12 protein-coding genes are annotated in these 14,905 nt (G+C 58.3%); 3 read left to right on the top strand and 9 right to left on the bottom strand.

Going from position 1 to position 14,905, the window contains the following annotated elements; all coding sequences use genetic code 11:
- Positions 1 to 2: 2 nt before the first annotated feature.
- Positions 3 to 3,500: a transcription-repair coupling factor gene (gene mfd / locus HWX89_RS19165; RefSeq protein ID WP_138793830.1), complete on the top strand. Its 3,498-nt coding sequence runs from the start codon at positions 3 to 5 to the stop codon at positions 3,498 to 3,500.
- Positions 3,501 to 3,506: 6 nt separating this feature from the next.
- Here mfd and HWX89_RS19160 read toward each other — a convergent pair whose 3' ends face one another.
- The 3 genes from HWX89_RS19160 to HWX89_RS19150 are packed head-to-tail and all read right to left on the bottom strand — an operon-like array spanning position 3,507 to position 7,034.
- Entirely contained in the window at positions 3,507 to 4,454 is a 948-nt protein-coding gene (locus tag HWX89_RS19160) for a DMT family transporter (protein ID WP_138793829.1), read from the bottom strand.
- Between the two features lie 51 nt (positions 4,455 to 4,505).
- Complete coding sequence (locus HWX89_RS19155; RefSeq protein WP_138793828.1) at positions 4,506 to 5,174, bottom strand: DsbA family oxidoreductase; 669 nt, start codon at positions 5,172 to 5,174, stop codon at positions 4,506 to 4,508.
- A gap of 33 nt (positions 5,175 to 5,207) precedes the next feature.
- Complete coding sequence (locus HWX89_RS19150) at positions 5,208 to 7,034, bottom strand: extracellular solute-binding protein (protein ID WP_138793827.1); 1,827 nt, start codon at positions 7,032 to 7,034, stop codon at positions 5,208 to 5,210.
- Between the two features lie 275 nt (positions 7,035 to 7,309).
- On the opposite strand from HWX89_RS19150, the gene HWX89_RS19145 reads away from it, so the two are divergent.
- Positions 7,310 to 7,957, top strand: coding sequence for an invasion associated locus B family protein (locus tag HWX89_RS19145; RefSeq protein ID WP_138793826.1), 648 nt, complete (start codon positions 7,310 to 7,312; stop codon positions 7,955 to 7,957).
- 102 nt (positions 7,958 to 8,059) lie between these two features.
- Here HWX89_RS19145 and hspQ read toward each other — a convergent pair whose 3' ends face one another.
- The 4 genes from hspQ to HWX89_RS19125 all read right to left on the bottom strand — a co-directional run bounded on the left by hspQ (position 8,060) and on the right by HWX89_RS19125 (position 11,313).
- A complete protein-coding gene (hspQ, locus tag HWX89_RS19140; RefSeq protein ID WP_138793825.1) occupies positions 8,060 to 8,389 on the bottom strand; it encodes a heat shock protein HspQ in 330 nt (109 codons plus the stop codon).
- A gap of 84 nt (positions 8,390 to 8,473) precedes the next feature.
- The gene (locus tag HWX89_RS19135; RefSeq protein WP_138793824.1) at positions 8,474 to 9,394 is read right to left on the bottom strand and encodes a DMT family transporter; all 921 of its coding nucleotides are present in this window, start codon (positions 9,392 to 9,394) and stop codon (positions 8,474 to 8,476) included.
- A 98-nt stretch (positions 9,395 to 9,492) separates the two neighbouring features.
- Positions 9,493 to 10,902 (bottom strand): type I glutamate--ammonia ligase, encoded by a 1,410-nt coding sequence (gene glnA / locus HWX89_RS19130; protein ID WP_138793823.1) that lies wholly within the window; start codon positions 10,900 to 10,902, stop codon positions 9,493 to 9,495.
- A gap of 72 nt (positions 10,903 to 10,974) precedes the next feature.
- Positions 10,975 to 11,313 (bottom strand): P-II family nitrogen regulator, encoded by a 339-nt coding sequence (locus HWX89_RS19125; protein ID WP_003515720.1) that lies wholly within the window; start codon positions 11,311 to 11,313, stop codon positions 10,975 to 10,977.
- A gap of 360 nt (positions 11,314 to 11,673) precedes the next feature.
- Between HWX89_RS19125 and HWX89_RS19120 the strand changes: the two genes are divergently transcribed.
- Positions 11,674 to 13,149, top strand: coding sequence for an NAD(P)H-hydrate dehydratase (locus tag HWX89_RS19120; RefSeq protein WP_138793822.1), 1,476 nt, complete (start codon positions 11,674 to 11,676; stop codon positions 13,147 to 13,149).
- A 96-nt stretch (positions 13,150 to 13,245) separates the two neighbouring features.
- On the opposite strand, the gene HWX89_RS19115 is transcribed toward HWX89_RS19120, so the two are convergent.
- On the bottom strand, positions 13,246 to 14,283 hold the full coding sequence (locus HWX89_RS19115) for a GlxA family transcriptional regulator (RefSeq protein ID WP_138793821.1): 1,038 nt from the start codon (positions 14,281 to 14,283) through the stop codon (positions 13,246 to 13,248).
- 263 nt (positions 14,284 to 14,546) lie between these two features.
- On the bottom strand, positions 14,547 to 14,765 hold the full coding sequence (locus tag HWX89_RS19110; protein ID WP_138793820.1) for a DUF1127 domain-containing protein: 219 nt from the start codon (positions 14,763 to 14,765) through the stop codon (positions 14,547 to 14,549).
- Positions 14,766 to 14,905 lie beyond the last annotated feature (140 nt).

Below are 14,905 nucleotides of genomic sequence, written 5' to 3'. Positions count from 1 at the left end.
ACATGATTGCCGGATTCGATGTCAAGCTGGTCGCGTCGGCCGATACGCCGCTGACCATCGGAAACGTGCCTTCGGGTATGGAAGCGCTGCTGCTTGCAGACATGGCGCGGGCGGGAACCTCCGTAGCCTACGTCATGTCGGACGGGCAACGTGTGGCCGATCTGGAGCAGATCCTCGGTTTTGTTGCGCCCGATATTCCGGTCCTGACGCTTCCGGCATGGGACTGCTTGCCCTATGACCGCGTGTCGCCCAGCGCCGATACCTCGGCGCGGCGGCTGGCAGCGTTGTCCGGTCTCATCAACCACGCGAAAAAGCCGCATCCGGCGATCGTGCTCGTCACCGTCAATGCCATGCTGCAGAAGATGGCGCCCCGCGACATCATCGAAAGCCTCGGCTTCTCGGCAAAGCCCGGCAATCAGATTCGTATGGAAGAGATTGCCGCACGGCTTGAGCGCAACGGTTTCGACCGGGTGGCGACGGTGCGCGAGGTCGGCGAATTTGCCGTACGCGGCGGTATTCTCGATGTTTTCGTCCCGGGCACGGAAGAACCCGTGCGCCTCGATTTCTTCGGCGATACGCTGGAAAGCATCCGTACCTTCGATCCCGCCAGCCAGCGCACCATCGGTCAGGCCCGTTCTCTCGATCTCAATCCGATGAGCGAGGTAACGCTGACGCCGGATACGATCAGCCGCTTCCGCAAGAATTATCTGTCGCTGTTTGGTGCGGCGACCCGCGACGACGCGCTCTATCAGGCTGTGTCCGAAGGCCGCCGTTATGCCGGCATGGAACATTGGCTGCCGCTGTTTTATGAAACGCTGGAAACGGCCTTCGATTATCTCAAGGGTTTCCGCATCGTCACTGATCATACGGCGCGCGAAGCGGCCAAGGAACGCTCCAAGCTCGTTCTCGATTATTACGAAGCGCGCCGCAATTCCGGTGAAACGAAGGGTGCGACGCAGGGCGCACCTTACAAGCCCGTTTCGCCCGGTCAGCTTTACCTCGATGGCAAGAACTTCGATGCGGCTCTCGCCGAGGTCAATGCCGTTCGCCTGACGCCGTTCAACGAACACGACACGCAGGGCCGGCCGGTCGCCACGCTCGATGCGCATGTCGGGCCGCGGTGGGCACGTCCGCCGACCGAGACAGGCGATGAAGAGCGGATCAATGTCTTCGATCTCGCCGTCAAGCACATTGCCGAACGGCGAGCCAAAGGCTGGAAGGTCCTGATTACCGGCTGGTCGGAGGGTTCGCTCGACCGTCTGCTTCAGGTGCTGAACGAGCACGGGCTTGAGAAGATCAAGCCGGTGGCATCGCTGAAAGAGATCGAAAAGCTCGGTAAGGGGGAGGCGGCGTCTGCCGTACTCAGCCTTGAAGCCGGTTTCGAAACAGGCACTCTCGCCGTCATCGGTGAGCAGGATATTCTTGGCGATCGCATGGTGCGCCGGTCCAAGCGCCGCAAGCGCGGTGCCGACTTCATCTCCGAAGTCGCGGGTCTCGATGAGGGATCGCTGGTCGTCCATGCCGAGCACGGTATCGGCCGCTTTGTCGGCCTGCGCACCATCGAAGCAGCGGGCGCACCACGCGCCTGCCTGGAACTGCATTATGCCGATGAGGCCAAGCTGTTCCTGCCGGTCGAAAACATCGATCTTCTGTCGCGTTATGGTTCGGATGCGGCCGAAGCGCAGCTCGACAAGCTCGGCGGTGGCGCATGGCAGATGCGCAAGGCCAAGCTCAAGAAGAAGCTTCTGGATATGGCGGGCGATCTTATTCGGATCGCTGCCGCGCGCATGGTGCGTCATGCACCGGCGCTGACGGCGCCGGATGGGCTCTATGATGAGTTCGCGGCCCGGTTCCCCTATGACGAGACGGAAGACCAGCTCAACGCCATCGACGCCATTCGCGAAGATCTGGGCGCCGGGCGTCCGATGGACCGCCTGATTTGCGGCGACGTCGGTTTCGGCAAGACGGAAGTGGCGCTGCGCGCCGCCTTCCTTGCCGCCATGAACGGCGTGCAGGTGGCGGTGGTCGTGCCGACCACGCTTCTGGCGCGCCAGCACTTCCGCACCTTCTCGGAACGTTTCCGTGGTTTGCCGATCCGCGTGCAGCAGGCATCGCGGCTTGTCGGCTCCAAGGAACTGACGCTGACCAAGAAGGAAGTGGCAGAGGGCAAGACCGATATCGTCGTCGGTACGCATGCGCTTCTCGGCGCGGGCATCAGCTTCGCCAATCTCGGTCTGCTCATCATCGATGAGGAGCAGCATTTCGGCGTGAAGCACAAGGAACGGCTGAAGGAACTGAAAAGCGACGTGCATGTGCTGACGCTTTCGGCCACGCCTATTCCTCGTACGCTGCAGCTTGCCATGACTGGTGTGCGCGAACTCTCGCTCATCACCACGCCGCCGGTCGACCGTATGGCGGTGCGTACCTTCATTTCACCGTTCGACCCGCTGGTGATCCGCGAAACCCTGATGCGCGAGCATTATCGTGGTGGCCAGAGCTTCTACGTCTGCCCGCGTCTTGCCGATCTCGCCGATATCCACGCCTTCCTGCAATCGGATGTGCCGGAGCTGAAGGTGGCTGTGGCGCATGGCCAGATGGCGGCTGGTGAACTCGAAGACATCATGAATGCCTTCTATGACGGCAAATATGATGTGCTTCTGTCGACCACCATCGTCGAATCCGGTCTTGATGTGCCGACCGCGAACACGCTGATCGTGCACCGTGCTGACATGTTTGGCCTGGCGCAGCTTTACCAGCTTCGCGGTCGCGTTGGGCGTTCGAAGGTGCGCGCTTTCGCGCTATTCACGTTGCCTGTCAACAAGGTTCTGACCACGATGGCGGAACGCCGCCTGAAGGTTCTGCAATCGCTCGATACGCTGGGCGCCGGTTTCCAGCTTGCCAGCCACGACCTCGATATTCGCGGTGCGGGCAACCTGCTTGGCGAGGAGCAGTCCGGCCACATCAAGGAAGTCGGTTTCGAGCTTTACCAGCAGATGCTGGAAGAAGCTGTTGCGGAAGTGAAGGGCGATGAAGAGGTGCAGGATACCGGCTGGTCGCCGCAGATCTCCGTCGGCACCTCGGTGATGATCCCGGAAGATTACGTACCGGATCTGCATCTGCGTATGGGTCTCTATCGCCGTCTCGGCGAACTGGCCGATATTTCGGAGATCGATGGTTTCGGCGCGGAAATGATCGACCGCTTCGGCCCGTTGCCGAAGGAAGTCCAGCATCTTCTGAAGATCGTCTATATCAAGTCGCTGTGCCGCATCGCCAATGTCGAGAAGCTTGATGCCGGCCCAAAGGGCGTTGTCGTGCAGTTCCGCAACAAGGAATTCCCGAACCCGGCGGCTCTGGTCGGTTATATCGGCAAGCAGGGTTCCATGGCGAAGATCAGGCCGGACCACAGCCTGTTCCTGACCCGCGATCTGCCGACCCCGGAAAAGCGTCTTACGGGTGCGGCCATGGTCATGACCCAGCTTGCGGAATTGGCAAAGAGCTGAGGTTTCTCAGCTCGCCTTGCTGTCGTCGCCGTCTTGCGGCGTCATTGCCACTGCGACGTTCTGGTCGGTGGCGGCAATGGATGTGGGCAGGGGAACCTTGCGCTGCTTTTCGCGAACCAGCGTCAGGAGACCGGAACCGACGATGAGAACGATGCCGACCAGCATCCAGCCATCGACGTGGTCACCGAAAATCAGGTAACCGAAAAAGATTGCCCAGAGCATCTGGCTATATTGCGTCGGGCCAATCATCGCGGCCGGCGCGTATTGTGCTGCATACATGATCAACACGTTGGCGAGCGCGCCAAGCAGGCCGTACCCGGCGAGAAGCAGCCATTGATGACCGGTTGGCGGGGCGAATGTCGGCACCATGGCAATGCCACAGATGACGAGACAGCCCAGAACGCCCGCGCCATAAAGCGAAATGTTCTTTTCCGACGGTCCCATGGCACGGAAAATCACGATGGTCAGAGCGCCGCCGAAACCGCCGAGAATGGCGCCGAGATGGCCGATCGACAGCTCACGGAAACCGGGGCGCAGGATAATCAGAACACCGGCAAAACCGATGAGGACCGCAGACCAGCGCTTGATGCCGACCTGCTCCTTCAGGAACACCACCGACATGATGGTAACGAAGGAGGGAAGCAGGAAGATCAACGCGAAGGCCTCGGCCATCGACAGATGGGTAAAGGCGGTGACGCTGCCGACCGCGCCGATACCCGAGGCAAAAAAGCGGATCAGCCAGAGCGGACGATTGGTCGTCCTGACGATGTCAACCCAGCGGTCGTTGCGTTTGCGAATGAAGGGCAGGGCAAACAGACCGAAAAAGGCGCCAAAAAACGCGGACTGGATCGGCGAAAGCTGCCCTTCGATGAGTTTTACGCTGGCATCACTCCAAGCATATGCGGCGAAAGCAGCAAAGGCGAGCAGGATGCCCTTCAGGGACTGGTCTGACATGGGAAAACACCAACAGCATATCGTTCAGGATAGAACTGCCGGCGTTTGCCGTCAGTTCATCGCTCTATGCTCTTCAGCCTTCATTTTTGCAATATCCCGCAGTGCAGCAATTAGGACATCGGGCGTTTGCGCGCCGCTTATCGCGTATTTCTGATCGAGAATGAAAAACGGCACGCCGGAAACGCCCATCTGCTGGGCGGCATCGATTTCCGCCAGTACGGTGTCCTTGTCGGCATCCGATGCCAGCAGTCGCGAAACGACGGCACGGTCCATGCCGGCCTTTTCAGCAACGTCGGTCAAAACCGCATGGTCGCCGATATTACGGCCTTCTTCGAAATTCGCCTTGAACAGGCCGTTGACGACCTTTTCTTGAACTTCGCGACCTTCGGCGTGCGCCCAGAGCGAAAGGCGGTGCGCATCGAGCGTGTTCGGGCCGATCTTGATGGCATCGAAATCATAGTGAATGCCGACTTCCTTGCCGAGCTGCGTCAGCGTGGTGTGCGCCTGCTCCAGACGCTCCTTGCCGAGCTTTTCCTCGAGAGCGGCTTTCTGGTCGACGCCTTCCGGCGGATAATCCGGGTTGAGGCGGTAGGGACGCCAGTTCACGTCCACACTGACCTCATCCTGCACTTCGGCGATGGCAAGATCGAGTCGTGCCTTGCCGAGGTAACACCAGGGGCAGACCATATCCGATACGACGTCGATAACGATGCGTTCCATGGTTTTTCTCCGAATTTCCGACCGGCGGCGCGGCTATTGTGCGCGCGCATCCCACCAGGTCTGTTTCTGATTGCCGAACACCGGTGTCATGTCCGGTCGTTCGATATACTTCCAGCGTGCCACCCACTGCGCTCCGATGTAATAGAGCGGGATGACGAAGTGTTCGGCGACGAGCAGGCGGTCATAAGCGCGGACAGCCGCCTGAAAATCTTCTGTCGAGCGGGCCTGTAACAGGGCATCGATCATCCGGTCTATATCGGGATCAGCCGCACCCGCATAGTTGAAGCTGCCCTGGGCGTCTCTCGACAGAGAACTCCAGCGGTTCAACTGCTCCGCGCCCGGCGACAGCGACGAGGGGTAGGAGCGGATAATCATGTCGTAGTCGAAACTGTTCGACCGCGCCTGATATTGGCCATCGTCAACCGAGCGGATCGCCATGTCGACCCCTATCAGCTTCAGTGATCGCTGATAGGCGAGTGCGATGCGCTCCTGTGCCGGATTCTGGGTCATCACCTCGAACGTCAGCGGGCGCCCGTCCGCATTGCTCATCCGGCCGTTCTTGATGGTGTAGCCCGCTTCTTTCAGCGTATCCACGGCCATCTTGAGAACCTTGCGGTCGACGCCGGAACCATCGGTCTCCGGCAATGCGTAGGTGCCGGCCAGCAACTCTGGCGACAGTCGTTTTGCCGCGTCGCCAAGCAGGGTGAGTTCCCGCTCATCGGCCGCATTACCGTAAGCGCCAAGCGGCGAATTCTGCCAGTAGCTCTGGGTGCGCTTGAAGGCACCGCCCAGAATGTTCCTGTTCAGCCATTCGAAATCGAGCGCATAGGACAGACCTTCGCGCACCTTTTCATCGGCGAAGACGGAGCGGCGCGTGTTGAAGATGAAACCGAACATGCCGGATGGCAATTTCGGCTGGAAGACGTCCTTGGCGATGTCGCCACGATGCACGGCGGGGAAGTTATAGGCCTGACCCCAGTGCGAGGTGTCGGAGGTGCCGTTGATTGCATCGCCTTCCGGGTAGATGTCGATGTCGCCCTTCTTGAAGGCTTCGAACATTGTTGGCACCTGCAGGAAATACATCACGCTGATTTCATCATAATTGTCGAAGCCGACCTTGGCCGGAATGTCCTTGCCCCAGTAATCCGGGTTCCGCTCCCAGACGATTCGTTCGCCTGGCCGCAATGTCTTGATTCGATAAGGACCGGAGCCGATGACCGGACCGAGGCCTGCCTGTTCGAATTTTTCCGGATCGATCGCGTGTTTCGGCAGGATCGGGGTGGAAGAGGCAAGAATCAGCGGCGTTTCGCGGTTTGCCTTGTCGTTGAAGGTGAAACGAACGCTGTGATCGCCGACCTTTTCCATTTTTTCGACGCCATTCAGGCGGCTGTCGAAGGGTGGGCGGCCTTTTTCCTTCAGAAGATTGAAGGTGAAGATCACGTCGTCAGGCGTCACCGGCTGCCCGTCAGACCACTTTGCCTTGGGATTGAGGTTGAACTGGATGAAGGTGCGCTCCTCATCCCATTCGGCGGTTTCCGCCAGCAGACCATAGAGCGAGAAGGGCTCGTCATTCGAACGCTGCATCAGGGGTTCGTAAAGCAGATTGCCGAATTCAGGGTCCCATACGCCGCGTGCGGTCGTGCGCATTCCTTTGAGAACAAAGGGATTGAGCGCGTCGAAGGTGCCGACGACGCCATAGGAGACGCGTCCACCCTTCTTCACGTCCGGGTTGACGTAGGAGAAGTGTTTATAGTCCGGCGAAAGGGCGGGAGTACCGTGCATGGAAATCCCGTGAAGCGGCTGCGCAAAGGCGACGCTCGAAAAAAACAATGCGGGAATAAGGGCCGCAAGGTTACGCATTTCACTATCCTGTCTCAACTGCCGGTCTGATTCTGGCCGGACTGTAACACAAGCCCGCCGGGAAGGCAGGCAAGGGCCCGAAATCTTGCCTCCGCTCAAGAAAAAGTTAAAGAAACGCTGGATATCGCGCCGAACGGCATGTAACAGGGTGGCCGGAAGAGACGGGTCACGCATTTGCCTCATTTAAACGACAGTTGAACGGGCAGAAGGATACCGCCATCGACAAGCAGGACCTTGCGTTCTGTTCCGGCAGACATTCAGGAGACGGAACTCTTATGATGCAAAAGGCAAACATTTTCACCCGGACGGCTCTGTCCGCTCTCGTTCTTTCTCTGGGCGCGGTTGCTGCTCCGGCTGTTTCGCAGGCGCAGGAAGCTGCCGCACCGGCTGGCGCTCCGCCGCTCGGCTGGTTCAAGACCTGCTCCAAGCAGGAAGACAACGACGTCTGCGTCGTGCAGAACGTGGTTCTTGCCCAGAACGGCCAGATGATCACCGCTGTCGGCCTCATCACTGTCGAAGGCAAGGTCAACCGCAAGCTGCTTCAGGTTTCCGTACCGACCGCGCGTCTCATTCCTCCGGGCGTGCAGATGCAGATCGATGGCGGCAAGGGCCAGAAGCTCGACTACGCTGTCTGCCTTCCGGACAAGTGCACCGCCGAAATCCCGCTCACAGATGCAATGATCGCTTCGCTGAAGAAGGGTAGCGAGGTTGTCTTCACCTCGATCAACTTCCGCCGTGCGCCGAACCCGATCAAGATTGCCCTCACTGGCTTCACCGGTGCCTATGATGGCGCGCCGATCACCCAGTCGCAGCTCGCTGAAAGCCAGCGTACCCTGCAGGAAGGCATGCAGAAGAAGGCTGAAGAGGCTCGCAAGAAGCTCGAAGCTGCTCAGGACGCTGCCAAGGCTGCTCCGAAGCCCTGATTTCTCGCTTATGGCGAAAGAAAAAACCGGTCTGGAAACAGACCGGTTTTTTTATGCCCTGGTGCGTAATGAGGTGCGCGATGACTGCTTGTCGTCAGGCGCTTAGTGCGCAGTCGACATCTTCGGTCGCCATTCACCGTTTGGCGCCTTGTCGAAGAGGCGTCCGATGTTCGGGTTTCTCAACGGTGTCTCGTTGTCATCATGAACAAGGTTCTGTTCAGAGACATAGGCGACATATTCCGTTTCCTCGTTCTCAGCCAGAAGATGATAAAACGGCTGGTCGCGATCCGGCCTTATTTCCGCAGGGATGGCATTCCACCATTCCTCGGTGTTGGCATATTCCGGGTCGACATCGACAATCACACCTCGGAACGGAAACACCTTATGGCGAACGATCTCACCAAGCGTGAATTTTGCGTCTCGTTGTTTCATGGCATGACCTTCCTTTCCCTACATGATGTGGGGGCGCGCAAGGAAATATCAAGTCCTTGAGGTGTCGGGCCGGCGGATCGCGTCCTATCGGCGCCCGATTGGCGCCGTGGAAAGGACGACACCGCCGGTGACCAGCACGATGCCGATGGCATGGTAGGTTTCAAAGGTCTCGCCAAGGAACATGGTTGCCATGACGATCGAGATCGGCGGCATCATGTAGAGCGTGATGCCTGCCGTTGCAGGGCCGAAAACCCGCACCGTATGGGTGAAACAATAAAACGCCAGCAGCGACGCGAAGAGGATGATCCCGCCGATCTTGGCCCAGGCGGTGAGGGTGGTTGGCAGCATGCCGCCGTGCGCGACCTCGATCGCCGCAGGCGGCAAGAGAACCAGCGCGCCGGAAAAGGCGATCAGGCCAAAAAGGCTGAGGGAAGCCATGCTGCGGGCTGCCGGCTCACGCAACAGCATGGAATAGATCGCAAACGAAATGGCCCCGGTCAGGATGGCGAAATCGCCGATGTTGAAATTCAGATGCCACAGCGCATTAATGTCGCCTTTGAGAACGATCACACCGACGCCGACGAAGGCGATCATCATGCCGATCATTTCCAGCGGCTTGATCTTCCGCCCCTGAAAGATCCGCTGGAAGAGGATGATGAACAACGACGAAGTCGTGTAGATCAGCGTGCCGTTTGAGGCGGTTGTTTCCGTCAGCCCCCAATAGACCACGCCGCCGCAGATACCCATGCCGAGAATGCCGAGGCAGAGCCACAGCACGGTCTTCTTCGTGATGAACTGAACGCAGTTGCGCCAGTCGGCAATCATGAAGGGTGCAATGATCAGGCTGGAGCCGATCCAGCGAATGAAAGCGGTCGTAAACGGCGACACTTCACCAATGACGCCGCGCCCGAAAATGACGTTGCTTGAAAAGAAGATCGGAACGGCCAGAAAGATCAACCAGTCGGTCGTGCGGGCAGCGGGCTGGGAGGCGGGGGATGTGGACATGGTTTTTATCAGCAGGCTTTGTTTCAAATGAAAACGGCGGCTTTCCTGGGAAAGCCGCCGAAACCGGTCCGGGCGCCTTTGCGGCGTCCGAAGGGTAATCAGGCCGAGTAGTACATGTCGAATTCGACAGGATGCGGCGTCATTTCGAAGCGCATGACTTCCTGCATCTTCAGCTCGATGAAGCTGTCGATCTGGTCGTCATCGAACACGCCGCCGGCGGTCAGGAACTTGCGATCCTTGTCCAGGCTTTCCAGTGCTTCGCGCAGCGAACCGCAGACGGTCGGGATCTTCTTCAGTTCCTTGGCCGGCAGGTCGTAGAGATCCTTGTCCATCGGCTTGCCGGGGTGGATCTTGTTCTTGATGCCGTCGAGGCCAGCCATGAGCATCGCCGCAAAACCGAGGTAGGGGTTCTGGGTCGGGTCAGGGAAGCGAACTTCGACGCGCTTTGCCTTCGGGTTGGAGCCGAACGGAATACGGCACGATGCGGAACGGTTGCGCGCGGAGTAGGCGAGCAGAACCGGCGCTTCGTAACCCGGCACCAGACGCTTGTAGGAGTTGGTGGTCGGGTTGGTGAAGGCGTTGATTGCCTTGGCATGCTTGATGATGCCGCCGATGTAGTAGAGGCAATTTTCCGACAGGCCAGCATATTCGTCGCCTGCGAAGGTTGGCTTGCCACCCTTCCAGATCGACTGGTGAACGTGCATGCCCGAGCCGTTGTCGCCGAAGATCGGCTTCGGCATGAAGGTTGCCGTCTTGCCGTAGGCGTTGGCGACCTGGTGCACAACGTACTTGTAGATCTGCATCTTGTCGGCGCTGGAAACCAGCGTGTCGAACTTCACACCCAGTTCGTGCTGGGCGGAGGCCACTTCGTGGTGATGCTTTTCAACAACGACGCCCATTTCGGCCAGAACCGTCAGCATTTCAGAACGCATGTCCTGAAGGCTGTCGACCGGCGGTACGGGGAAGTAGCCGCCCTTGACGCGCGGACGGTGGCCGAGGTTGCCGGTCTCGTAGTCGGTGTCGTCGTTGGACGGCAGTTCGGAAGAATCGAGCTTGAAGCCGGTGTTGTAAGGGTCAGCCTTGTACTTCACGTCGTCGAAGACGAAGAATTCAGGCTCGGGGCCGACATAGACGGTATCGCCGATACCGGAAGCCTTGAGGTAGGCTTCTGCCTTCTTGGCAGTGCCGCGCGGGTCGCGGTTATAGGCTTCGCCGGAGATCGGGTCGAGGATATCGCAAAGGATAACGAGGGTGGACTGCGCGAAGAACGGGTCGATGTGGACAGTTGCCGGATCGGGCATCAGCACCATGTCGGACTCGTTGATGGCCTTCCAGCCTGCGATCGAGGAGCCGTCGAACATGACGCCGTCAGCGAACATGTCTTCGTCGACGCACGAAATATCCATCGTGACGTGCTGCAGCTTGCCCTTGGGATCGGTAAAGCGCAGGTCTACGAACTTGATGTCGTTGTCCTTGATCTGCTTCAGGATATCGTTTGCGGTCGTCATATAGGATTTCCTTGAGTGTGATGATGACGAGGTGAAAAACCTGAGCCTCCCCGGCTCAGGATTTGGTTTTGATTATATGGCGTCCACGCCTGTTTCACCGGTTCGAATTCTGATGACTTCTTCCACATTGGAAACGAAAATCTTTCCGTCGCCGATGCGCCCGGTCTGAGCCGCGTTGCGGATTGCCTCGATAACGGCTTCCGCATTTTCATCCGCCAATACAACTTCGACTTTCACTTTCGGCAAAAAGTCCACAACGTACTCTGCACCGCGGTAGAGTTCAGTGTGGCCCTTCTGACGACCAAAGCCTTTTGCTTCCGTGACCGTGATTCCCTGCAGTCCGACTTCCTGAAGGGCTTCCTTCACTTCATCGAGCTTGAAAGGCTTAATGATCGCTTCGATCTTTTTCATGAGAAAATATCTCTCCGCTTCTCCCGTTAAAGCAGGTTATTCCCGCTCTGCGACAAGAATGCACGTATTGTGCCAGATCGGAAGCGGGCGTGAAGAAAAAAGTTCGTTTCAGGGACAGTTGCAGGCAAAATGCATGCGCTTCCGGGTGGTTTTCAGAGATTTTCTCGCAAAAATCGGAAAAAACCGAGTTAAATGTGACTTATTTTCCGTATTTTAGAGCTGCGCCATATTCGCATTGAGGCGCGGTTTGGAAATCATGTGGTGGTTATATTTTATGCATTTGCATTAATTTACATCTTTCTGTTTTGCCCATTTTTGTGTCGATTGCCTTTCGGTGTGTTTTGAGGTGAATATTCGGGCATGATCTTCCAATCCTCTCTCTGCCTCATCGATCCTGAAGCCATGTCCCGCGTTGATGCGGCGGCAGGACAGTCCGGAATTGCCCTGTTTGGCCTGATGGAACAGGCCGGGCAGGCTGTGGCCGCGACAGCGCTCAGGCATTATCCCGACGCTCACCGTTTCGTGGTTCTGTGCGGGGGTGGCAACAATGGTGGCGACGGTTACGTGGCTGCGCGCGCGCTTGCGGCCGCCGGCGCCGATGTCGCTGTCTATCAGCTGGGAGACGCTTCAAATCTCAAGGGTGACGCCCGTCTTGCCTATGAGCGGAGCGGAACGAGGCCTTTGCCCCTGGCGGATTACGAACCGAGTGTCGGTGATGTGGTGGTCGATGCCATCTTCGGGGCGGGGCTTTCCCGTGATGTACCTTTGGAGGTGAAGCGGCTGATCGAGGCTGTTGCGGCGGCGAAGCTTCCGGTCATTGCAGTGGATTTGCCTTCAGGGCTTTGCGGCAGGCGGGGTGTTGCGCTCGGGGCGGCGTTCGCTGCGGCGCGAACCGTGACGTTCATGATGCGCAAGCCCGGTCATGTCCTGTTGCCGGGGCGGGAATTGTGCGGCGTGCTTGAGGTGTTCGACATTGGCATCCCCCAACGTATTCTTGCCGCGCAGGCCGGAAAGGTGGCAGAAAATCATCCGCAGTTGTGGCAACACGCCTTGCCGCGAACTGACGCGGAAACGCATAAGTTCAAACGGGGTCATCTGACTGTCTTTTCCGGGCCGCCGCACGCCACGGGTGCGGCGCGCATGACGTCGCTTGCCGCATTGAAGGCTGGAGCCGGCATCGTCACGGTGGCTGCCCCGCAAACCGCACTGGATATTCTGTCGATTACACTGACTGCGGTGATGACCTCACCACTCGACACCGTCGAGGAACTTGGTCTTTGGCTGCGGGATAAACGACACGCCACCTTCGTTCTCGGTCCCGGCTTTGGCGATCTTGAGAAGGCGCGTGCTTTCGTGTCTCTTCTCGGGGACGCTTCACTTGTTCTCGATGCGGATGGCATAACGGCGTTCAAGGAAAAGCCGGAAAGCCTGTTTGCGCTGATGGCGTCAGGCAAGGGGCACTTCGTCATAACGCCGCATGAGGGCGAATTTGCGCGGCTGTTTCCTGACATTGCGGGCGATGCCACACTTGGCAAGGTCGAACGGGCGCAGGCAGCGTCGGCGCGCAGCGGGGCTGTCGTCGTCTACAAGGGAGCGGATACCGTCATCGCCGCGCCGGATGGCAGGGCGCTCGTCAATACGAATGCGCCGTCGTCTCTGGCAACGGCCGGATCTGGCGACGTGCTGGCCGGGATCATTGGCGCCTTGCTTGCACAGGGCGTGCCCGTTTTTGAGGCTGCGGCAGCCGGTGTCTGGTTGCACGGCGAGGCGGGGCAAAGGGCAGGGCTTGGTCTCACGGCTGAGGATCTGGTCCATGCCGTCAGGCCGTTCTCATGAATGTAGGGCGGTCCTGAACCGTGTCACCCGGATATGATCCGGCGGTAGCGCGATCATTGAAACCGATTGGCAGGAGGCAATGCTGAAGCCGCGCTTTCAGTGCGCGGCTTTACCCTGGCTTGCTGCGGCCATGCGGGATGCGCTGAGCACCAGCTTGCGTTCGGCCCGTTCCTGCTGCGGGGTGCGGTTGTAGATTTCCCGGTAGCATTTGGAAAAATGCGAGGCGGAGACGAAACCACAGGCAACCGCGACCTCGACCACGGGCATGGCCGACTGAACGAGAAGGTGGCGGGCCCGGTCAAGGCGGATTTCGAGATAATAACGGGCAGGGGAGCGACCCATTTCCTGACGGAACAGGCGTTCGACCTGGCGGCGTGAAAGATCGGCGCCATCGGCGATGTCGAGCAGCGACAGCGGTTCGGCAAGATTGCTTTCCATCAGTTCGATGATCGACAGGACCTTGTTGTTCTGCACGCCGAGGCGCGCGCGCAAAGGCAGACGCTGGCGGTCGTGCGGGTTGCGGACACGGTCGGTCAATTGCTGTTCGCAGACACGATTGACGAGGTTGTCGCCGAAATCCTGTCTGAGAAGATTCAGCATCATGTCCAGCGACGCGGTGCCGCCGGCACAGGTGTAGATGTTGGAATCGACTTCGTAGAGATCGGCGTAGACTTCCACCTGCGGGAAGGCTTCGGAAAAGCCGGGCAGGTTTTCCCAGTGGATCGCACATCTCTTGCCGTTCAACAGGCCCGCCTGAGCTAGGATATGGGCGCCCGTACAGAGGCTTCCGATCGAAATGCCGCGGTTGTAGGCTTCGCGAAGCCAGGCGTTGACGGATTTGTTGTGGTATTGATCGACATCGATGCCGGAACAGATGATCGCCATTTCAGGCCGGTTTTCACCGCTGACATAGCGCCGCTCGTCGGCAAGACAGGTGTCGGCCTCAAGACAGATGCCACTCGATGACATGACCTTCTGACCATCGGCAGACGCAAGGCGCCATTCATAGGCCTTATAGCCCAGCATACGATTGGCGATGCGTAACGTTTCGACGGCGGCCGTGAACGGCAGCAGGGTAAATTGCGGAACAAGAAAAAAGACGATCGAGCGTTTCTTTTGGGACGATTTGCTCATTTGCCCGGCTCCTTTGCGAATACGCAATTCCTTGCTTGGAATTGGTGTTCTGGATATCCTGTATGCGACATATTAGACGCAAAATACGTCGCGGATATGGGGCTGTCAAAAAAGCGCTTTTGAAATATGCAAATTTTGCTGATCGCTTTGAAAAGAGGCGTCAGGCCGCTTTTAAAATAGGCATCGCCCGGTGCTGGAAGGGCTTCTTTCCGAAAATAAAAATGCGGCTCGCAATCATTTTTCGATTGCGAGCCGTCATTGTTCTATTTGCGCACGATACGGGCGCGGTTGTTGTCCGTCGTTGGCCATCCAATATCCTTCAATGTCTCAGGGGGCAGTGCTTCCAGTGCGCGCATCATTCTGGCGCGGCGCCGTGCGGCAGCAAACTCCGAAACATAGCCGGCCAGACGGTGCAGCCAGACAGTTGATGTTAGCCGTGCACTTGAACGGCTTGCGGTTGGATGCGTGTGTACCATGGTCATCTCTTGATCCTTTCCGTAACCACGATCTCGATTACCATTCCGGTATGCGCCTGGATTTTTCATCAATCAAACGAATGAATTTTATATCATTCATCAATGTTATGCATCGTTCCTGAGAACGTCTGTGCTGCAAGACAGGC

Origin of the sequence: Rhizobium sp. RM (assembly GCF_013390595.1) — a bacterium.
GTDB lineage: Bacteria > Pseudomonadota > Alphaproteobacteria > Rhizobiales > Rhizobiaceae > Agrobacterium.
The sequence above is the reverse complement of the archived record's forward strand: the minus strand, read 5'-3'. Positions and strand labels throughout refer to the sequence as shown.

What these genes read in the sequence shown, in the direction of transcription:
- mfd (WP_138793830.1), top strand. Translation starts at nt 3, where the DNA reads ATGATTGCCGGATTCGATGTCAAGCTGGTCGCGTCGGCCGATACGCCG.
- HWX89_RS19160 (WP_138793829.1), bottom strand. Translation starts at nt 4,454, where the DNA reads ATGTCAGACCAGTCCCTGAAGGGCATCCTGCTCGCCTTTGCTGCTTTC.
- HWX89_RS19155 (WP_138793828.1), bottom strand. Translation starts at nt 5,174, where the DNA reads ATGGAACGCATCGTTATCGACGTCGTATCGGATATGGTCTGCCCCTGG.
- HWX89_RS19150 (WP_138793827.1), bottom strand. Translation starts at nt 7,034, where the DNA reads ATGCGTAACCTTGCGGCCCTTATTCCCGCATTGTTTTTTTCGAGCGTC.
- HWX89_RS19145 (WP_138793826.1), top strand. Translation starts at nt 7,310, where the DNA reads ATGATGCAAAAGGCAAACATTTTCACCCGGACGGCTCTGTCCGCTCTC.
- hspQ (WP_138793825.1), bottom strand. Translation starts at nt 8,389, where the DNA reads ATGAAACAACGAGACGCAAAATTCACGCTTGGTGAGATCGTTCGCCAT.
- HWX89_RS19135 (WP_138793824.1), bottom strand. Translation starts at nt 9,394, where the DNA reads ATGTCCACATCCCCCGCCTCCCAGCCCGCTGCCCGCACGACCGACTGG.
- glnA (WP_138793823.1), bottom strand. Translation starts at nt 10,902, where the DNA reads ATGACGACCGCAAACGATATCCTGAAGCAGATCAAGGACAACGACATC.
- HWX89_RS19125 (WP_003515720.1), bottom strand. Translation starts at nt 11,313, where the DNA reads ATGAAAAAGATCGAAGCGATCATTAAGCCTTTCAAGCTCGATGAAGTG.
- HWX89_RS19120 (WP_138793822.1), top strand. Translation starts at nt 11,674, where the DNA reads ATGATCTTCCAATCCTCTCTCTGCCTCATCGATCCTGAAGCCATGTCC.
- HWX89_RS19115 (WP_138793821.1), bottom strand. Translation starts at nt 14,283, where the DNA reads ATGAGCAAATCGTCCCAAAAGAAACGCTCGATCGTCTTTTTTCTTGTT.
- HWX89_RS19110 (WP_138793820.1), bottom strand. Translation starts at nt 14,765, where the DNA reads ATGACCATGGTACACACGCATCCAACCGCAAGCCGTTCAAGTGCACGG.